Origin of the sequence: Aeromonas sp. S5(2024) (genome assembly GCF_041403025.1) — a bacterium.
GTDB lineage: Bacteria > Pseudomonadota > Gammaproteobacteria > Enterobacterales > Aeromonadaceae > Aeromonas > Aeromonas hydrophila.
The window spans coordinates 1-19,204 of record NZ_JBGLRI010000005.1 but is presented as its reverse complement, the minus strand read 5'-3'; the positions used below and the strand labels follow the sequence as shown (position 1 = coordinate 19,204).

Sequence of the window (19,204 nt, the reverse complement as noted above, 5' to 3'; positions counted from 1 at the left end):
TTCGTTCATTTTCTGGCTTTGACTATCACACCCGGATGTTCTGGCCCGCCCCCATCTCGCTCTTGGTCATATGCTGGGTCTGCTCCTCTTGGGACAAACTGCCCTCCCACTCGTGGGCCTTCTCCAGCAGATCGGCGAGGCTCTCCCTGATCTGTTGCGGGCGATAGTTCCCCAGCGCGATCTTGGAGAAAAACGATATCCGCTCGGTGCCGGGATAGATGCCGACCCCATAGCCATGGCGCAAGGGGGCAAGGGCATGCTCGCCAAAACGCAGGAATAACTCGCGGGATAAACGCTCGGGAAGATCGCTCGCCGTGGTCACCGAGAGTACCAGCGCCATCTCGTCGGGTTGAGCCACGATATTGACCACAAAGGGGGCGGTCGATTCCTCTGCTGCTCGCTGGATTTCGAATGTGCAGACGCCGTTTTCATCGAAGGCCAGCGGTTCGACCGACAGCTCGGCCACGATTTTCTGATAGATATCCAACACAACGCTCCAGTCCGGTTGCCCGGTCGTCTTCGAAGGGGCAGGGCAAGATCACAACGAGACGGCCCCGCCACCGAGTGGGCAGGGCCGTCATCCATATTGAAGGCAAGGGCTACACCTTGATATTGAGTACTCGGCCCTCTTCCAGTTCGAACACCCGGACATCGCTCACTGGATTGTCGTTAAAGCGCACGCTTTTCTTCATCTTGGCGGGGGCGTTCTCCCCGTCTGATGAGCCAGTATTTTCATCGATCGCCGGTGATGTCTCGTTGGTGCGTGTGTTTGCCGCGGTCAGGGCATCCAGCTCGGCGCTGGCTCTTTGCTCAAACAGCTGGCCGAAGCTGCGATTGAACTCGGCATTGACCTTGGTGTTGAACACCTCCGACTCCTGACTGTGCACCTTCAATGCCTCTTGCAATGCCTTGGGATCGTTACTCAGCGAGGTGAACAGCGTATTGGTCTGCTCGATGGCACGGGAACTCAGCAGGCCGAAGATGGCGTCTCTCCCATTGATAAAACTGGAGAAGTGCTCCATGGCAAATGCCCGGGAGGAATCGCTCATGGCCTCAAGACCCAGCCGATTCTTGTTGGAGTCGGTAACATCCGCCAGGGTCGCGGTCTTGGGATCGCTGCCCGGCTTCAGATATTGGGCATCGTTTTTGAACTCGCTGATGGGCTGGTTAAAGGCTTGCTGCACAAGCTTCTTGATTTGGCCAAGTTCGGTCAGCTGCCGCTGCACCTCGGACTGAATTTGAGTGGCCCGGGTGGTGAGTGCGCTCTCCCCCTTGGTGGCGGCTCGGCTAAAGAAATCGACCACCGCATTTTTGATGCGGCCCAGCGTGCTTAAATGGGCCAGGTCTCGCTGTACGGAGACATCCCCACTCTTGCCGATATGAATGGTGTACTCCTTGCCTTCACCCAGATGAAGGGCAAGCTTCTGATTGCTGCCGGGGTTGACGTTGGTGAGCTGCAGGCTGTCGATAGCCTTCAACATCACCGGGGTAGCTCCATGAATAGCCATAACCTTGGTTCCTTATCTCACTAACAAGCGATACATCTGGCCTGCATCATACCCGTCAGTGAAAACGGCGTTTATTAGCCATGGTTGCACTATTTTAGTTTGGGGTTGGTCTGCGCCGGAGGCTCCTGTGATGGATACAAGCTGCTGCGCTTCGCCTCGGCCTTCGAGTCCACCGGCAGCAAGCGTATGGTGCCGCCGTGTTTGCTGCCGTTGGGGCATAACAACACTGGGTTGCCTCACTATAAAGCAAAAAAACCACCCGTCATGCGGGTGGTTTTTTACTATGAAAATGTTAGTTGTTAATTCTTACTATGCTTATTCATGGTCGCCAGATTGTAATGTCATCTAGATATATATCGAAACAAGAATTATATTCTTGTGATAAATCTTTCTAGCTCAGGGATTTTTTGACATGCCGGAACTAATCTAGCTATTGATAAATCCTTATGTTCATATTGAGGTTTGTTTATTTTTTTAATTGTTTTTAATTCTTCTAATTTTTCCAGTTCGGCTTTTTGAATATCTCTATCAAGTTCAGCATTGAAACTATCTATTCTATTGTGAATGTATTTTTTAATCCTCATTAGCCACTCTCTAACAAAGTGGTAAACATATTTTCCTCTAGTCAATTGCTCTTTGCTTAAAGAACGAACAGCGTCATAGTAATGTTTTTCATCATCTGAAAGTGACTGCATTCTGTTGCTAATTAATTCAATGCTTTTTAACTTCAAGGTGACAGAATCCTTGTCTATCTTCTCGAAAATGTCCTCATTACATGGAAATTCAACTCCTAGCCCTAATACTCTTGACATATATAGTTGGATTGATAGCTCACGTATTTCCTGATAAAAGCTTTCTTTTGCGCTTTTATAATATGTCATGACGCTGTCAATTATTTTCTTATTTTTATCATCAAACCTGAAAGTGGACGTCAGAAAATGTCTAATGATTTTTTCATCTGAAAGAGGGCTTTCAATTGCATAGAATGGAAGTGTCATTATATTTTTAGCAGAGTGGCAAAATAAAGAATAATCTTGATCAACAAAAAAATATGTATTCTCAAGATGGGTGCTGTCTTTGTCACTTAGTTCTGTAAATAGAGCTACCGATTGATCTTTGCCTGAGCCATTGATATGTGAATAATTCTTTATAAAGCCACTTAGATTTAAGGCGTGAAAGTAAAAATCATAGTCATCATCCCCTTCAAAAACAAACATTATTTCCCCTGGATTTTTATTCTTTATCAATTTCAAGCGCAGTACACAAGGGGTATTTATTGCACTCATCATTCTTGCTAGCCTATCATTCATCTTTTCACAGTCTCTTTATTTTTTGTGATGCTGAGTGTTTTAACCTCATCTTTTAATTCGTTATTAAAAACAAATGGAGAATGAGTTATAGCCAACAACTGCACTACTGATGGACTGTTTGATATATCAACTAATACATGTTCTTGCCATTCAAGTGACAATGATAATTCTGGTTCATCGATCAAAACAATTTTACTTTTAGTATGATCAAGGTACATATGAGCCATCAAAGAAATAATCTGCTTTTCGCCAGATGAAAGATCTTCCAATTCTATATGCGTTTTTGTGAAAATGTCCTTAACAACAACTTGTAAACTCTCCACATCATAATTTAATGACTTCGAATCGTCAGATAGCTGTAAGTATTTATTGCATATGCTTACAAAACTTTCTATTTTTTCTTCTAATTCTTTAGTAGAGTCAATTACACCTTTTAATTTAGAAAGAAAATAATTAAGCATTCTATTGTTTATTAATTGCTCTTTGCTTTCCATAATTGCAGTGACTTCTTGTATTATTCTTTTGTTTTCTTTTATATCTTTGTTGACAACTCTACCCAAGAATAGAGAAAGCTCAGGAATAGATGGTAATTTTTGCTTGCCTTTAGTTGGCGCATCTATTTTACCTGTCATCATATCTTCAATTATTGTTGCGCTGAGGCTTCTATAGCCCAAACTTGAACGACGTTCTATTGAAGAGCTAATTTCTTTTAACTTGTTTTCTACATCATACAAACCAAACTCTATATTAGATGATGACTGTTGATTTAACTTGATAAGCTCGCCATCAACTATAGAAAAATTATCGCTATCTTCACGGTTAAATCTATCTCGCAGCGTGGACTTTTCAATTCTTCGATAGGTGGGAAGGTAAATAATATCAATGTCACTTGTGATCTTTCTTATTTCATCTAGATTAATTGATGACTCTGTTTTCTCTGAAGTACTTGAGGGGAAAAGATCACTTTCATTTGTTGAGCTATAATATTTTTTAAGTGCTCGTTTTAAATCATTAAGCATGTTTTCAATGTCAGGGTGCGTATATGGAGATGATGAATATAATTTATGATACCATGCTGTATTTCTCGCGCTTTTGATTGGTTTACTTCTTGCGAAGGATAATAAATCTTCGACCTCTGATGTATTAATGTATCTTTTTAATGATTCTAAACTAGTTGGCACGAAAGAACTGGACAAAAATTCATTAAATCCCAATTCAGATATATTAATGGAGAACTTTTTTTCTCCAATGTCAAGTTCTATTGATTCACATCTGATTTTTCTTAATTCATCTGCTTCTCCTTTAAGTGTAGATTTTAAAGCATTAATTAAAGTCGTTTTTCCTGCGCCATTTTCGGCAATTATTATTGTGTTTTTTCCGTTAAATATTAATTCTATATCCTTATAGCCATATAGTTTTTTAATAGAAAATCTTTTAAGTTCATAGTTCATTTTACTATCTCCAATAAGTATGTGCAGATTGATGAAATAATGTATTTAGTATGAAATATCACCTTGTATGTTGGGTTTTGCAGAGGAGTAGCCACGTGATCATTGCTGTAATATCTGGAATACGCACTTTTCTGAGTAAGGCGTAGCTTAACCGAAGGCCACGCTACCGCCCGTGGATTACAGCTTCCAATATGCTCCTATAAACCAGCAGGCTCAGTGGTCCATTGCATTTTCATAGGCACCATATGGGCATGGTAAGCAAATGGGATGAGTTAGGCTAGTGTAGATGATGCTGTAACTATAAAAAATGTATCGTTTTTTAGTTGGGTAATCTATCAATGTCATGGGCTCGAATAGCGCGACGTATTAGGACGACCGTGAACAGGTAGTAGCCGAGAAGCCGCGGACATCCGGAGTTTTCTGCCTGCTTTGCCATAACGTGGTGCTCGGCGGTATGCGGACGATTACGCTGTGCTCATCGTCCCTACAGCAAGTCGGTGATTGCGTGTTTTGAGCCTTTACCTCTCTCTACTCCCCGTACTGCCAATCGCCATATTGGTCGTGGTTTACCGCCAATTCCCCCTGTTTTTTCTGAATTCCACCTGACTTCCCCCAGACTTCACCTTCTCTTCACACAAGCCCATTTTCCCTTCACAAATCCCCCGTATTTTCTGCCCACTGATAAATGGGCCCGGCTTGTCACAGGGGTGGCGAGGGGCCGATTGGCGCGAGGGAGCAAGATGATGAAAGGTTGGATAAAGTGCGGGCTGGCCGGGGCCGTGGTGCTGATGGCGAGTTTCTGGGGTGGCAGCGTGCGGGCGGCGGGGATGTCGCTGACACAGGTGAGCGGCCCCGTCTACGTGGTAGAAGACAATTACTACGTGAAGGAAAACTCCATGGTCTATTTCGGGGCCAAGGGCGTGACCGTGGTGGGGGCGACCTGGACGCCGGATACCGCCCGCGAGCTGCACAAGCTGATCAAACGGGTCAGCCGCCAGCCGGTGCTGGAGGTGATCAACACCAACTACCACACCGACCGGGCCGGCGGTAACGCCTACTGGAAGTCCATCGGGGCCAAGGTGGTAGCGACGCGTCAGACCCGGGATCTGATGAAGAGCGACTGGGCCGAGATCGTCGGCTTTACCCGCAAGGGGTTGCCGGAGTACCCGGACCTGCCGCTGGTGCTGCCCAACGTGGTGCACGATGGCGACTTCACGCTGCAAGAGGGCAAGCTGCGCGCCTTCTACGCGGGCCCGGCCCACACGCCGGACGGTATCTTTGTCTACTTCCCCGACCAGCAGGTGCTCTATGGCAACTGCATCCTCAAGGAGAAGCTGGGCAACCTCAGCTTTGCCGATGTGAAGGCCTATCCACAGACGCTTGAGCGGCTCAAGGCGATGAAGTTGCCGATCAAGACGGTGGTGGGCGGTCACGACTCGCCGCTGCACGGCCCCGAGCTTATCGATCACTACGAGGCGCTGATCAAGGCAGTACCCCAGTCATAAGCCGGCGTGGCGGCAGTCGAATGATGCGCTGGGCGCACGATAAAAGAGGCGCCCGGCCGGGCGTTTGTGGCAGGGGAGCGCCCTTGCCCCCTGTTTCGGGCTGTTCAAGGGCGGTCCCCTTTCATAAGATGGGCCTCTCTTCACGCAGTTAGCGGGCCTTTCGTGATGCACGCAATTCAAGACGAACAACCCGATTCACTTGGCCGCCTCAAGCAGGCTTTCATCACCGGCATGTGGGCGTCCCTTGCCAGCATCATCATCGGCTTCGCCTTCAAGGTGTGGCTGGCGCAGTGGGTGGCCAAGGGGGATCTGGCGCTGTTCAACAGCGTGGTGGATTTGATCTCCCTCTCCTTGATCCTGATGACCGGCTTTCGCTCCTCCATGGTGGTGAGCTACTCCCAGACCAAAAACGATCGGGACATCATCAATATCTTCCGCTACTTCCTCATTGGCATGGTGCTGCTCACCTGGGGGCTGGTGATCCCCTACATCAAGCACGGGCTCCATATCCGGGCCGAATATCTGCAACTGGTGGGGGTCATCTTCGGGCTGGGGCTCAAGGTCTACTTCACCAATCTGGTGGCCATGTACCGGATGTACGGGATCTCCAACCGGGTCACCTGGCTGGAGCCGCTGGCCAACGGTCTGCTGTTTATGGCCTGCTACTTTGGGCTCGGGATGGAAGCGCTCCCTTCGCTGTTCTACGGGCTGACCTTCTCCTCGCTCGGCATAGCCGGCTACATGTATCTGCACCGGCGTAGGGCCATCGCCACCCGGCCGCTGGCCAAGGTCGAGCTTGGCCCCGAGATGCGCAGCTATGTGAAGAAGAGCTTTACCGCATCCCTCGAGGCGGGGGCCAGCATCCTGATGATCTACATCACGGTACTGCTCACCATTCGCCACTTCAGCCTCGACGAGCTGGGGGATTTTCAGGTGGTGGTGCGCCCCATCTTCACCTACATGACCACCCTGTTTGTCTTCCCCATCTACCGCTTCGTGCTGCCTGAGCTGGCGGTCAATCTGCGCAGCGGCGATCACCGCCAGATCCGCCTGATCCGGCGCTGGATCTTCCGCCTCAGCGCCATCGTCAGTCTGGTGTTCTTCCTGGTGATGTTGCTGGCGGGCAAGCCGCTGGTGTCGCTGCTGTTCCCGGCCGACTACCTGGGGGCCGTACCGGTGCTGCTGCACTTCTCCCTCTTCTTCATCTTCATGATGCTCAACGGTTACCAGCTTGCCTACATCAAGGCCCACGGCCACTTTACCCAGAGTCTGCTGATCCGGGCGGTGGGCATAGTCGCGCTGGTGGCGGCCTACTACCTGGTGGCTCGCTTCACCACCAACGTGGTGGCCATTATCGTGGCGCTGGGTCTCGGCTATCTGGTGATGTTCGTGCTCTCCACCCTGGCCGAGCAGCGCATCCTGCGGGCCCTGCCGCCTGTGTTGGCCAGTAACGGGTAGCCGCCGGCCGGCAAATAAAAAACGCCCGGTCGGGCGTTTTTTATTTGGGGATTAACAGCGCTGGGCTAATGATTTTTGGACATGTTGCCAGTCATTGAGTAGCAAGCTGCGATTTTCCGGCTTTCTGTTCACAAACATGGGGCTTGGGTGGGGGCTGGTAAATATGTTGAGTTGCGGCGCAACGGCTCTGATATGTTTTTCCACTTTCTGCGCTTTTTTGCCGACCAGCACTACGGCTTGAAGGCAAGGCAGTAGTGTAAGCAGTTGGGCCAGTGAATCTATGCCTTGGCGTATGTCCTTTGTGTTGGCTGCCCGGATACGCTGGCCCGAGCCTATATACCAAGGGACGGTATTCCAGAGCAGAATGCGTCGACGGTCTAGATCGATGGCATGTGTCATTTCAAAGATATTCTTGGCTGTTTCATCCGAATTGTTCATGGATATAAAGCCGGAATTCTTTGCCTTGGGGCCAGGTGCTTCCAGTAAAAAAAGTACCTCCGCCTGCACTCCGGCATCCCAGGGGTCAAAGTAGGGAATGGCTGCCTCGGCGCCCATCTTTTCTCGCAGATCCCTGACAAATTGGGTGAGAGCACGTATGTGCGGCTCCTCCAATTGTGCCATCCGCGCCTTTATCGCCGCGTCATCTGCCAACATCTTGGCTATGTCCATCCCATCCCCCTGGATTATTCGATGATGTCAGCGTTTCCCACTACGACTGGCCTTTCCAGCCAGAGCCTGCTTTCTGGCGCGCTGCTTCTGGGCTGCCTTGCTGCTGCGGCGTGGCTCGGGCTCGAAGCGGGTCAGATCCGGCTCAAAGCCCGGGAACCACTGCTGGGGCAAGCGGGTGTCGAGCACCGCCTCCACCTTCTCCAGCAGCGGCGCATCTTCCGGGCTGAACAAGGTGATGGCGAGCCCCTTGTTGCCCGCGCGACCGGTGCGGCCGATACGGTGCACGTAATCCTCCGCCACAAACGGGAATTCCATATTGATCACGTAGTTGAGATCCGTGATATCGAGGCCTCGGGCCGCCACGTCGGTGGCAACCAGCGCCTGCAGGGTGCCGGCGCGAAACTCCAGCAACACCTTCTCCCGCGCCCCTTGTGACAGGTCACCGTGGAAGGCCAGCGCGTTGATGCCGGCCTTGCCGAGCTGCTGGGCCAGCTTGTCGGCCCCCTGGCGGGTGCGGCTGAAGATCAGGGCCGGCGCCCAGCCCTTCACCTTGAGCATGTGTTCGACCAGCGCCAGTTTGCGATCGCCATCCACCGTATAGACCCGCTGCTCCACCTCGGCCGCCGTGGTGTTGCGCGGGGCCACTTCGATAAGTGCCGGGTCACGCAACAACACCTTGCTCAAGGCAAACAGGTTGTCATCGCAGGTGGCCGAAAACAGCAGGGTCTGGCGATCGGTCGGGATCTGTTTCAGCAGTGCCTTGATCTCGTCCATAAAGCCCATGTCGAGCATGCGATCCGCCTCGTCAAACACCAGATGGCGCAGCGCCGCCAGACTCAGCGCCCCCTGCCGCAGATGGTCGAGCAGCCGGCCCGGGGTGGCGATCAGGATATCCACCCCGGCTTTCAGCGCCTCCACCTGTGCCGCGATGCTCACCCCGCCGTAGACCAGCGTGCTGGTGAGGTCGGTGCCCTTGGCGTAGCGCGTGACACTCTCATGTACCTGCACCGCCAGCTCGCGGGTCGGCACCAGCACCAGGGCGCGGATGGGGCGAGGGACATCGTTCGTCGGGTTTTGCAGCAACTGCTCCAGCAGCGGCAGCACGAAGGCGGCGGTCTTGCCGGTGCCGGTCTGGGCACCCGCCATCAGATCGCGCCTCGCCAGAATGACCGGGACGGCGCTGGCCTGCACCGGGGTCGGTGCGGCGTAGCCAAGCTCGGCCAGGGTCTGCTGCAAGCGGGGGGAGAGCGCCAGGTCGGCGAAGGAGGCAATGGACATAAGGGTACCCGTCGGGATGGGCGCGGCCACGCCGCGCTGGAAACAGTCTTGATGGCCGGCATGGTAACAGATAGAGGAAGGTCGGCAGAAGCTGGGTTGGGGGAGTGGGGCTATGAAGGGTAGAGTTCATCAGCAAGCAGTGACAGCCATCAATGATGGTGGCAACAAAAAAGAGGGCCTAAGCCCTCTTTGATCTCTGAGATCTCTGAATACCAAGCAAGGTTATTTTTGATACTTGGGAGAATGAGGGCCGTAGAGGATGCCATTGGGCATATCGGCGCTCAGCAGCCGGAAGCTGGTGATCCCGGCAATCTCATGTCCCTTGTCGGTAATGGTGTTGGCAATTTGGTTGACGACAGCAACGACCAGCATACCGATCAAGCCACCACCAGAATTGCTCTGCTGTTCTGCGCTGCTGGCACTGGCTTTACCTTCCCACAACAGTTTGCCGGTTCGAAGATCGACCAGACGCGCACTGGCTGTGACTACGGTTTCACTGGACACAACCAGATAGCTGGTGCCGTAGTTCTGGATGTCCAGATACAGGGCTGTATCTGCACCATAAATCTCGTACAGCTTCTTGATTGGCAACGCATGAATGTCAGCCGCTTCCGTCACGCCGTTTTGACGGAAAGTCTCATTGGTGACGGCGACAGGCAGCACATAGTAACCAGACTCAGCCAGCGGGAGCGTGATTTGAGATTGCAGGCTTGCCCCGGCTTTGACATCGGGTGAGTGGTTCAACGGGGGCAATACCAGAATGGAGGTCGGTTTGCTCTCTTTGAACGCCGTGTAATCGTAAGAGGGGCGCTGTGCACAACCAGCCAGCAGAAGAGTGGCGAACATCAGTGAGAAGAGGGCGGGCATCTTCATTGGGTAGCCCCTTTTTTGTTGGACATCAGGAAGTTCATGAAGGGAGCCGATTCCGGGAACAGACGTTTTTCTGTCTCAAAATGCTGCCGTGTTTCTGTATCTTTGCCCAGTTGTGCATACAGCATTCCTAAATGGGCATGGAAACCGGGGGGAACGGCCTGGCCTTTGGCACTTGCCTCTTGCTGGTTCTTTTCAAGGGCAGAGATTTGCTCCTCTACGCTGGTTTCGTTGCCTTCCATGTTTTGATAGACAACCTGTTGGTACTGATCCCAGTTGTAGAGAGAACGTGGTGCCTGAGCACACGCAGTCAACAGCATGGCCGCTGCCAGCAAGGTGAATAGCTTGAACTGTTTCATTTTTATTATTCCTACTGCGCCGGATGCCAGGCGCCGGTCTCAATACCGTTCACCAGATTGTTGACTGCTTCGCGGATGGCCAAGTCCAGCACTTTGCCATTCAGAGTTGAGTCATAGCTTGCGGTACCACCGAAACCGATGATCTCTCGATTGGACAGTTCGTATTCACCAGCCCCCTGGGCAGAGAAGACGACTTCGGAGGTGGTGACATTGACAATGTTGAGATTGACCTTGGCATAGGCAATCTGGGATTTGCCGCGACCCAGTATGCCGAACAACTGATGATCCCCGACTTCCTTGCGACCAAATTCAGTGACGTCACCGGTGACCACATAGTCAGCCCCTTTGAGGGCTTGAGCCTGTTTCTTGATCCCCGCTTCAGCCTTGATCTCATCCATGTTGTCACGATCGAGCACGCTGAAACGGCCGGTTTGCTGCAGATGGGTGATCAAGACGGTTTTTGCCTGGCTGCCCAGTCGATCCACGCCATCGGAGAAAATGCCGCGCATGTAGCTGGAACGGTTATCAAATTTACCGACGGAGATCGGGCTGCGAGTGCCCTGATAGTGAGTTTGGTAGGAGGCAACTTTGGGGACATCCAGGGAACGGGAAGATTCGCTGGCACAGCCAGCCAACAAACTCGCCATCAGGATGAAACCATATGAAACAACGAACTTCTTCATATAAGGTCCCGTTTAATAAGGAAAAAACAGCGTGGGACTCTAGCATGGTTCGCTGCGAAGAAAGTGCCCCGAATGGGGGGCTGGCCAGTTCAATAACTGAGCATTCAGTTAGTTTGTATTGGCAAAGATATGGTGTGACCCGTCAGCGGCAGTGAAACACCTCCTCCAGCGCGTCCACCACGGCGCGCACCCGGCTGGCTTTTTGCAAGTCGGGGTGGAGCACCAGCCAGATGTCGACCGGATCGCACAGGGTGGGCAGCACGCGCACCAGCTCCGGCTCCTTGTCTGCCAGAAAGGTGGAGAGCAGGGCGATGCCGAGCCCCTGGCGAGCCGCCGCCAGCAACAGCAGCTGGGCGTTGCACTGCAGCACCACGTTGGGCTCGTGCAGCGGCTCCCCGCACAGGCTGTGCCAGTGGCGGGAGACCAGCTCCCTGGCAAACAGCAGCAGGGCGTGCTGGCTGAGGCCATGGCCGCTCTTGGGCGTGCCGTGGCGGGCCAGATAGTCGCGGGAGGCGTAGAGCCCCATCTCTATGGTGGTGAGGCGCTTGATCACCAGCTCGTCGTTGTCCGGGCGCAGCCCGCGGATGGCGAGATCGGCCTCCCGGTAGGCGATGTCGCTGACGCTGACCGCGGTCTGCAGGCTGAGCCGGATGCCGGGGTGGCGCTCGCGCAGCAGGGTGAGGGCGGGCAGCACGAAGGCCTGGGCCAGGGTATCGGTGGTGGCGATGCGCACCTCGCCGCACAGGCTCTGATCGCCGGCGCTCGCCTTGCGTTCGATGGCCTTGATGGCTTGCTCCATGGCGCTGGCATCCGCCAGCATGGACTCGCCGAGGGGGCTGAGATCATAGAGCTTGGGGGTGCGGATAAAGAGCTTGGAGCCGAGGTTCTGCTCCAGCGCCGTGATGCGGCGCCCCACGGTGGCCTGATCGACCCCCAGTACGCCGGCGGCACCGCGCAGGGTGCCCTGCCGTGCCAATGCCAGAAAAAACCGCGCGTCGTCCCAGTTGATCATCGAGCCTCCCACTCAAAGTGCCCCGGCGGGGCGTGCCCATTAGAAGCCAGTGCCGCCGGGATCACAAGGCGAGAGTACCCTTGCCGACATGCAGATAGATGCCACTGACATGCATTATTGAAGCAGGCTGATGCATTTGTGTCGCTGTCGAGGGGTCGCGGCGGGCGCTATCATGACGCCTCTCGTCAGCGGCCTTGCCCGCCCTCATCGGAGCCTTGCATGTCATCATCTCTTTGCGCCGCCGCCCCCTCTGCGGCGGCCACCTCCCATCGCGCCATCCTGCTGTTTCTGCCGCTGGCGCTGATGTCGGCGCTGCTCAACAGCAGTGTGCCCACCCCCCTCTATCCCCATTATCAGCAGGCGCTGGCCCTGAGCGATGTCAGCCTCACCCTCATCTACGGCGGCTATGCGGGCGGGGTGCTGATCTCTCTGTTCGGGGTGGGCAATCTGGCGGGCAGGGTGAGCGATCTGCGCGCCATGATCTTGCCAGCCCTGCTGGCGGTACTGGGGGGCGCCCTGCTGTTCTCTCTGGCGGACTCCTTCTGGTCGCTGTTGCTGGCGCGGGTGCTGGCCGGGATCGGCACCGGCGCCCTGACCGGCGCCGCCAACGTGGCTCTGCTGCGCTTTGGCCCGCGCGATGGCGGCAAGCGGGCCGCCCTCAGCGCGACCCTCTCCTTCACCGCCGGGCTGGCGCTCGGCCCGGTGTTCAGCGGGTTGGCGCTGCAGCTGGAGTGTTATCCGACCCAACTGCCCTTCCTGCTCATCATGGGGTTGGCGGCCTGCGCCATGGCGGGGGTGGCGTTGAGCTGGCCCGCCCGCGCGCAAGGGGCGCCGGCTGCGGCAACGCAGCAGGGCAGGGGATCGCTGGGGGAGGGGCTCAAAACCACCGGGGCGGCCTTCTTTATTTGTGCACTGGCGCTGTTTACCGCCTGGGCGGTGGCGGCCAGCCTGCTGGCCATCGGCCCCAAGGTGGCGAGCCAGTTGCTGGGGCTGCGGGATCTCGGCCTGTTCGGCTATCTCATCGCGGCCTACATGGTGCTCTCCGGCCTCTGCCAGCTCTGGGCCCGTCGGCTCGATGCCCGTCACACCCTGCAAAGCGGTGCCCTGGCGCTGGCGCTCTGCATGTTGCTGTTTGCCGGTGCCGTGCATGCCCAGTCGTGGTGGCTGGCGGTGCTCGGCTTGCTGGTGGCCGGTTACGCCCAGGGCGCGGTGTTCGTCGGCAGCGCGACCCTGGTCAACCGCATCGCGCCGGCTGCCAGCCACGCCCGGCTGGTGTCGCTCTTCTACGTGATCGCCTATGTGGCGAACTGGGTGCCGGTGCTGCTGGGCTGGGTCAGCGACGGGGCCGGCGTGCAGGCGGCGGTGGATCTGCTCACCGTCGGCAGCGTGCTGATCAGCCTGGGGCTGGCCTGGGCAGCCTGGCGCACTCGCTTCGAGCCGGCTGCCGGCTAGCGTGATTCAGTCGGCTAGCACTACTCGCTCGGCCGACAGATGGTGCATCCATTCGCGCAGGATCAAGAGGGCGGCGGCAAAGCGCCGGGTCTTGGGCAGGCTAGCGTGACTCAGTCGGCCAGCACTACCCGCTCGGCCGACAGATGGTGCATCCATTCGCGCAGGATCAAGAGGGCGGCGGCAAAGCGCCGGGTCTTGGGCAGGCTAGTGTGACTCAGTCGGCCAGCACCACCCGCTCGGCTGACAGATGGTGCATCCATTCGCGCAGGATCAGCAGGGCGGCGGCAAAGCGCCGGGTCTTGGGCAGGCTGGTGTGGCTCAGTCGGCCAGCACCACCCGCTCGGCCGACAGATGGTGCATCCATTCGCGCAGGATCAAGAGGGCGGCGGCAAAGCGCCGGGTCTTGGGCAGGTTGGCGGCGGCTAGCGGGTCACCCTCCACCATGGCGGCAAACTGGCCGAACAGCTGCTCCAGGCTCTCCCGGCTCAGTTCACTACTGCCGAGCACCTCGGCCAGCGGCAGCGGCGCCTGCAGGGTCACCACCTCATGGGGTGGCACCTCGGCGGCCAGCGGCATCAGCACGTCCTCCACCACCATGATGGCCTGCTCCAGCTCCAGCGCGCTCGGCGGATCCCGGCGAAACGGGCCCGGTGTCATGGCTTCGAGGCCGAAGCCCAAGTCGCGGGTAAAGCGGGTGCCGTCGGCCCGGGTCAGCTGCAGCTGGCTGCTGTGCTCCCCCAGGCTGAGCAGGATGGCGGTCTGGTTGTGGGTCATGGGGTCTCCTTAGTGGCAGTCGCGACTCAGCCTTATCCATACACCCGCCGCGACCTGCTGGCGAGGGCTTTCGGCGCCCCCCATCCGGGGAATACGGCTTGCAATATATGGAAGTAATGGCATTCTGGATGTCTAGATGGTTGTCTTGTCGTTACCTTCAGGAGCTTAGATATGGATATTCGTACCGCCCCCCGTGCGCTTGCGCTCGCCCTGTTGCTGGCCAGCAGCCTTGCCACCGCCAACGAGGCGCTGGTGATCCAGACCGACTTCGGTCTCAAGGATGGCGCCGTCTCGGCCATGAAGGGGGTCGCCTTCGGAGTGGATCGCACCCTGCCGCTCTATGACCTGACCCACGAGATCCCGGCCTACAACATCTGGGAAGCCTCCTACCGCCTCTATCAGACCCTGCAGTACTGGCCCAAGGGCACCGTGTTCGTCAGCGTGGTGGATCCGGGGGTCGGCACCGATCGCAAGTCGGTGGTGCTCAAGACCAAGAGCGGCCACTACATCGTCAGCCCGGACAACGGCACCCTGACTCTGGTGGCCGAACACTTCGGCATTGACACCGTGCGCCAGATTGACGAGAAGACCAACCGCCTCAAGGGCTCCGAGAAGTCCTACACCTTCCACGGCCGCGACGTCTATGCCTACACCGGTGCCCGGCTCGCCTCCGGTGCCATCAGCTATGAGCAGGTAGGGCCCAAGCTGGCGGCCGAGGTGGTGAAGATCCCCTATCAGCCGGCAGTGGCCGAGCAGGATGGCACCCTCAAGGGCACCATTCCGATCCTGGACGTGCAGTACGGCAACGTCTGGACCAACATCGACGACAGCCTGCTGACCAAGGCGGGGATCAACAAGGGTGACAACGCCTGCATCAAGATCAGCGAAGGGGATGCACTGAAATACGAGGGCAAGGCCCCCTATGTCAGCAGCTTTGGCGATGTGCCGGAAGGCCAGCCGCTGGTCTACCTCAACAGCCTGCTGCAGGTGTCAGTGGCGCTGAACATGGACAGCTTCGCCGCCCAACATCAGGTGCAATCCGGCGCCAACTGGCATATCAGCCTGAAGAAGTGCTCCTAAGCAGGGGGCTTTCATCAACGACAAGGGCGCTGCGGCGCCCTTTTCATTGCTGGTTCAGCTGTGGGTTTTACTGCCCCTTGAGCGGGGCGGTGGCGGATTGTAGCCGGATGGGCTGGGGCGGCAGCTCGCGCACGCTTACCACCACCTCATAGCGTTTGTCGGCTTCGGCCGGCGGAATGTTCTTGAACAGCGCCTGGGCGGTGGCCTGGGGATCCTGGCCCAGTTTGCTGGCGTGATAGAGGGGGGCGGGCAACGCCGGCGGGCGCGCATCGGGACGACCTGCTGGTGGGGCGGGCAGCTCGCAAGCCTGGGCCGACAGGCTGGCAAGCAGCAGGGTGAGTGCGAAGGGGTAACATGACATGGGGATGACTCCATCCAGGGAAGATGGCCCATCAAACGCCAGGTGGGCCGCTAGCTCAACGGCTTTTACGCTCTCTTTTCACCCTCTTTACAGTCGTGACAACGGGCGCCTTGGCGCCCGTTGTGGATCCTGGCAACCGCAGGGCTCAGAACTCGTTGGAGAGCGCCTTGTACCCCTTGACCAGATCGATGTTGGTGTGGGCCACGTCCTCGGAGAACTCGGCGGCATCCACCGAGACCCGCGGGATATGGTCCAGATCGCTCTGCTGGTTGATGCGGGTGGTGGAGGGAACGTAGAACTCCGGCGGCAGATCGCAGCCGTCCACCACCGAGTTGTGGCGTACCACGGCGCCGTCACCGATGTGGCAGTTGAACAGCACGCTGTTGAAGCCGATGAACACCCGGTTGCCCACTTCGCACGGCCCGTGGACTATGCTGCGGTGGGCGATGGAGGTGTACTCGCCGATGGTGACGGCGGCGCCGGACTTGGAGTGGATGACGACCCCGTCCTGAATGTTGGAGTTGGCGCCGATGACGATGGGCTCCATGTCGCCGCTGGCATCCACCTCGTCGGCGCGGATCACCGCATAGGGGCCGACAAACACGTTCTCCTTGATGATCACCTTGCCACAGATGATGGCTGTCTTGTCGATATAGGCTGACTCGTCGATGACCGGCAGATGGCCGGAGGGATTCTTGCGGATCATGTTACATCCTGTTGAAGAGGAAAGCGGACGGGAAGCAGGCCGGACATGCGGGCCCGCCGGAGAGTCAGCTTACGCCTCGGTGCCGGGAGGGGAAACCCTTTACTGGTCTGACCCCGACATGGGCCGGCGCCCCGGCAGGGTGTTCCCTCTGGGCAAAATATGGGAGCATGGCCGTTCTCGAGGGCGAAACGGCCCGCTCGACATTATGTGCATAACCCTGGATACCCAAGATGAAGAAGATTGTTGTGCTGCTCGGCATGCTGCTGGCCCCCTGGTTCTCCTCCGCCGTGCAGGCCAAAGGGGAGGCCGGTGAATTTGACTATTACGCCATGGCGCTCTCCTGGTCACCGGAGCATTGCGCCATCAAGCCGGCTGACCGGGACCAATGTTCCCGCCAGCTGGGATTCGTGCTGCACGGGCTCTGGCCCCAGTATCAGCGCGGCTATCCGAGCAGCTGTAGCTGCGAGCGGCTGGATCCGGCGATGGAGCAGCAGTTTGCCGGGCTCTATCCCAGCCGCTTTCTCTATCGCCATGAGTGGGAAAAGCACGGCACCTGTTCCGGCCTGAGCCAGCGCGGCTTTCATCAGCTGGCTAGCGACCTGCGCCAGAAAGTGAAGATCCCGGCCGCCTATCAGTCCCCCGCCGAGCCGCTGCGCAAGAGCCGTTTCCAGCTCAAGGCGGATCTGGCCAGTGCCAACGACTGGCTGGCCCCGGACAACATCACGGTGGCCTGCGCCGACGGTGGCCGCTTCCTGCGGGAGGTCTATATCTGCATCAACAAGGAGGGGACGGCAGCCGTCACCTGTTCCGACGAGATGCAAAAGCGCGAGTTGCGCTCCTGCGGTCAGCCGGACTTCCTGCTGCGCAGCGTACGTTGACCACGTATCTTCATCAGGCCCCTCGCGGGCCTGATGTGCAATGAGGGTATGGGAAAGGAGTCTGATCAATGAAGAGCAAGCAAGGATTTTCGGGGAAGGAGCGGGCGCTGCTGCTCGGCGTGAAAGGGGTGGGGCCCACCGTCATCGGGCGGCTTGAACAGCTTGGCTACTACAATCTGGTGCAATTGGCCGAGGCCGACACCGGCCATATCGTGCAACTGGTGGCCAGCATGCTGGGCTCGACCTGCTGGCAGAACAGCCCGCAGGCCCGGGCGGCCATCGATGGGGCCATCGCCCTGGCGCGCAGCCAGGTCGGCGGCGTCACTCCCGAGCAGCGAGAGGCGACATCATGACGCTGTTTGCCGAACTGGGGTTGCGCTACCCCATCATTCAGGCCCCCATGGCCGGTGTTCAGGACAGCACACTGGCACTGGCCGTGACTCAGGCCGGCGCGCTGGGCTCATTGCCTGCAGCCATGCTGAGCCTCGCCACCTTGCGTGAAGAGCTGACCCGGTTGGCGGCGAGCGGGGGGCCATTCAACATCAACTTCTTCTGCCATCGGCAGGAGGCGCCGGATCCCGCCGCCCAGGCCCGCTGGTTGCAGCGGCTGGCGCCCTACTATGACGAATACGGCGTGCGTGATACTGCCGGTACGGCGGCTCCCAGTCGGGCCCCGTTCAATGCCAAGCATGCCACCATGGTGGCCGAGTTCAAACCGGCCGTGGTCAGTTTTCATTTCGGACTGCCCGAGCCCGAGTTGCTGGCCAGGGTGAAAGCCAGCGGGGCCAAGGTATTTGCCAGCGCCACCACGGTCGCTGAAGCCCGCTGGCTCGCCGACCATGGTGCCGATGCCGTCATTGCCCAGGGGCTGGAGGCCGGCGGCCATCGCGGCCATTTCCTCGAGGACGATCTCAGCCTGCAGCAGGGCACCTTTAGCCTGTTACCACAGATAGTCGAGGCGGTGAGGCTGCCGGTCATCGCCGCCGGCGGCATTGTCGATGGCCACGGCATTCGCGCTGCACTGGCGTTGGGCGCCAGCGCCGTACAGATGGGCACCGCCTTTCTCTGTTGCCATGAGGCCACTACTTCGGCCCTGCACCGGGCGGCACTGCACTCGCCGGCAGGGCAACACACGGCGCTGACCAACCTGTTCAGTGGTCGCCCGGCCCGCGGCATCGTCAATCGCCTGATGCGAGAGCTGGGCCCGTTGTCCGAAGATGTGCCTGCATTTCCTCATGCCAGTGGCGCGCTGGCACCGCTGCGCAGTGCGGCCGAACAGCGGGGAGACACTGGGTGTTCGCCGCTCTGGGCCGGCCAGAATGTCTCTGGTTGCCGTAACTGGCCGGCTGCCGAGCTGATCTCGCGCTGGGTAAAAGAAGCCGGGTTGGTTGCAGTTATGCCTATATAGGAAGTCAACGCGGGCGCTGGCTCAAGCGGGGGGATGGAAAACAGGGTAAAAGCAGACTCGGATCTCCCTGTTTTACTCGTAATCTGTGGATAAGTTTGTATAAAAGCTGTGCTTGGATATGAATAACTAAAAAAGTGCGCTTTTTTGCGATTTTATTGCATTCACCCCCTTGCCAGCGTGATCAATCTCTCTATAATGCGCCCCATCGACACGGCAAGCGGCAACGCAAACAACCGGGTCGGTAACCTCGAAAAGCCTTTGCAAATAAGGCTTGACTCGAGAAGGCGGTTGAGTAGAATGCCACTCCCGCAGCAGCCAAAAGCTGCGTCGTTCTTTAACAATTTGAATCAAGCAATCTGTGTGGGCACTCACAGCATCGAGCATCAAAAACAATTTTTGATATCAATGTCTGATGAAGTGACCAAAGCAACTTTTAGTTGCA

22 protein-coding genes are annotated in these 19,204 nt (G+C 56.9%); 7 read left to right on the top strand and 15 right to left on the bottom strand.

All coding sequences use genetic code 11. The annotated features are described in order from the left end of the window. Positions 1-25 precede the first annotated feature (25 nt). The 4 genes from ACB032_RS11825 to ACB032_RS11810 form a co-directional block, all read right to left on the bottom strand. Entirely contained in the window at positions 26-490 is a 465-nt protein-coding gene (locus ACB032_RS11825) for a CesT family type III secretion system chaperone (RefSeq protein WP_371138004.1), read from the bottom strand. 109 nt (positions 491-599) lie between these two features. Then, complete coding sequence (locus ACB032_RS11820) at positions 600-1,508, bottom strand: hypothetical protein (protein ID WP_371138003.1); 909 nt, start codon at positions 1,506-1,508, stop codon at positions 600-602. Positions 1,509-1,876: 368 nt separating this feature from the next. Beyond that, the gene (locus ACB032_RS11815) at positions 1,877-2,818 is read right to left on the bottom strand and encodes a DUF4435 domain-containing protein (RefSeq protein WP_371138002.1); all 942 of its coding nucleotides are present in this window, start codon (positions 2,816-2,818) and stop codon (positions 1,877-1,879) included. Further along, complete coding sequence (locus tag ACB032_RS11810; RefSeq protein ID WP_371138001.1) at positions 2,815-4,269, bottom strand: AAA family ATPase; 1,455 nt, start codon at positions 4,267-4,269, stop codon at positions 2,815-2,817. The genes ACB032_RS11815 and ACB032_RS11810 overlap by 4 nt, the downstream gene beginning before the upstream one ends. A 743-nt stretch (positions 4,270-5,012) precedes the next feature. Here ACB032_RS11810 and ACB032_RS11805 point away from each other — a divergent pair. Next, positions 5,013-5,774, top strand: coding sequence for a CphA family subclass B2 metallo-beta-lactamase (locus tag ACB032_RS11805; RefSeq protein WP_371138000.1), 762 nt, complete (start codon positions 5,013-5,015; stop codon positions 5,772-5,774). 165 nt (positions 5,775-5,939) lie between these two features. Beyond that, the gene (locus tag ACB032_RS11800; protein WP_371137999.1) at positions 5,940-7,232 is read left to right on the top strand and encodes a lipopolysaccharide biosynthesis protein; all 1,293 of its coding nucleotides are present in this window, start codon (positions 5,940-5,942) and stop codon (positions 7,230-7,232) included. Positions 7,233-7,283: 51 nt separating this feature from the next. Here the strand turns inward: ACB032_RS11800 and ACB032_RS11795 are convergent, their stop codons facing one another. From ACB032_RS11795 to ACB032_RS11770, 6 genes are all read right to left on the bottom strand, one after another. Further along, complete coding sequence (locus ACB032_RS11795; RefSeq protein WP_139706635.1) at positions 7,284-7,901, bottom strand: uracil-DNA glycosylase; 618 nt, start codon at positions 7,899-7,901, stop codon at positions 7,284-7,286. Between the two features lie 27 nt (positions 7,902-7,928). Continuing rightward, on the bottom strand, positions 7,929-9,179 hold the full coding sequence (locus ACB032_RS11790; RefSeq protein ID WP_371137998.1) for a DEAD/DEAH box helicase: 1,251 nt from the start codon (positions 9,177-9,179) through the stop codon (positions 7,929-7,931). Positions 9,180-9,401: 222 nt separating this feature from the next. Next, the gene (locus ACB032_RS11785) at positions 9,402-10,052 is read right to left on the bottom strand and encodes a DUF799 domain-containing protein (protein WP_371137997.1); all 651 of its coding nucleotides are present in this window, start codon (positions 10,050-10,052) and stop codon (positions 9,402-9,404) included. Continuing rightward, positions 10,049-10,408, bottom strand: a complete 360-nt coding sequence (locus tag ACB032_RS11780; protein ID WP_017409082.1) for a DUF4810 domain-containing protein — start codon at positions 10,406-10,408, stop codon at positions 10,049-10,051. The genes ACB032_RS11785 and ACB032_RS11780 overlap by 4 nt, the downstream gene beginning before the upstream one ends. Before the next feature lie 11 nt (positions 10,409-10,419). Continuing rightward, positions 10,420-11,091: a CsgG/HfaB family protein gene (locus tag ACB032_RS11775; protein WP_171282147.1), complete on the bottom strand. Its 672-nt coding sequence runs from the start codon at positions 11,089-11,091 to the stop codon at positions 10,420-10,422. A gap of 142 nt (positions 11,092-11,233) precedes the next feature. Further along, positions 11,234-12,103 (bottom strand): LysR family transcriptional regulator, encoded by an 870-nt coding sequence (locus tag ACB032_RS11770; protein ID WP_371137996.1) that lies wholly within the window; start codon positions 12,101-12,103, stop codon positions 11,234-11,236. Positions 12,104-12,322: 219 nt separating this feature from the next. Between ACB032_RS11770 and ACB032_RS11765 the strand changes: the two genes are divergently transcribed. Then, positions 12,323-13,555: an MFS transporter gene (locus ACB032_RS11765; protein ID WP_371137995.1), complete on the top strand. Its 1,233-nt coding sequence runs from the start codon at positions 12,323-12,325 to the stop codon at positions 13,553-13,555. Positions 13,556-13,561: 6 nt separating this feature from the next. Here ACB032_RS11765 and ACB032_RS11760 read toward each other — a convergent pair whose 3' ends face one another. From ACB032_RS11760 to ACB032_RS11750, 3 genes are read right to left on the bottom strand one after another with little or no spacing between them, the layout of a single operon-like run. After that, positions 13,562-13,711, bottom strand: a complete 150-nt coding sequence (locus ACB032_RS11760) for a hypothetical protein (protein ID WP_371137994.1) — start codon at positions 13,709-13,711, stop codon at positions 13,562-13,564. Positions 13,712-13,769: 58 nt separating this feature from the next. Continuing rightward, on the bottom strand, positions 13,770-13,919 hold the full coding sequence (locus ACB032_RS11755; protein ID WP_158656422.1) for a hypothetical protein: 150 nt from the start codon (positions 13,917-13,919) through the stop codon (positions 13,770-13,772). Beyond that, a complete protein-coding gene (locus tag ACB032_RS11750; RefSeq protein ID WP_219312765.1) occupies positions 13,874-14,329 on the bottom strand; it encodes a hypothetical protein in 456 nt (151 codons plus the stop codon). Before ACB032_RS11750 ends, ACB032_RS11755 begins: the two co-directional genes overlap by 46 nt. Before the next feature lie 171 nt (positions 14,330-14,500). Between ACB032_RS11750 and ACB032_RS11745 the strand changes: the two genes are divergently transcribed. Continuing rightward, positions 14,501-15,409: an S-adenosyl-l-methionine hydroxide adenosyltransferase family protein gene (locus ACB032_RS11745; protein ID WP_219312763.1), complete on the top strand. Its 909-nt coding sequence runs from the start codon at positions 14,501-14,503 to the stop codon at positions 15,407-15,409. Positions 15,410-15,476: 67 nt separating this feature from the next. Here the strand turns inward: ACB032_RS11745 and ACB032_RS11740 are convergent, their stop codons facing one another. Further along, positions 15,477-15,770 carry a hypothetical protein gene (locus ACB032_RS11740; RefSeq protein WP_371137993.1) on the bottom strand — a complete coding sequence of 98 codons (294 nt, stop codon included), beginning with the start codon at positions 15,768-15,770 and terminating at the stop codon, positions 15,477-15,479. Positions 15,771-15,915: 145 nt separating this feature from the next. Beyond that, positions 15,916-16,476 carry a carbonic anhydrase gene (locus tag ACB032_RS11735; protein WP_005309014.1) on the bottom strand — a complete coding sequence of 187 codons (561 nt, stop codon included), beginning with the start codon at positions 16,474-16,476 and terminating at the stop codon, positions 15,916-15,918. A gap of 230 nt (positions 16,477-16,706) precedes the next feature. On the opposite strand from ACB032_RS11735, the gene ACB032_RS11730 reads away from it, so the two are divergent. The 3 genes from ACB032_RS11730 (at position 16,707) to ACB032_RS11720 (ending at position 18,762) form a co-directional block, all read left to right on the top strand. Beyond that, the gene (locus ACB032_RS11730; protein WP_371137992.1) at positions 16,707-17,354 is read left to right on the top strand and encodes a ribonuclease; all 648 of its coding nucleotides are present in this window, start codon (positions 16,707-16,709) and stop codon (positions 17,352-17,354) included. 68 nt (positions 17,355-17,422) lie between these two features. Beyond that, entirely contained in the window at positions 17,423-17,707 is a 285-nt protein-coding gene (locus ACB032_RS11725; RefSeq protein ID WP_371137991.1) for a helix-hairpin-helix domain-containing protein, read from the top strand. After that, complete coding sequence (locus ACB032_RS11720; RefSeq protein ID WP_371137990.1) at positions 17,704-18,762, top strand: NAD(P)H-dependent flavin oxidoreductase; 1,059 nt, start codon at positions 17,704-17,706, stop codon at positions 18,760-18,762. The genes ACB032_RS11725 and ACB032_RS11720 overlap by 4 nt, the downstream gene beginning before the upstream one ends. Positions 18,763-19,204 lie beyond the last annotated feature (442 nt).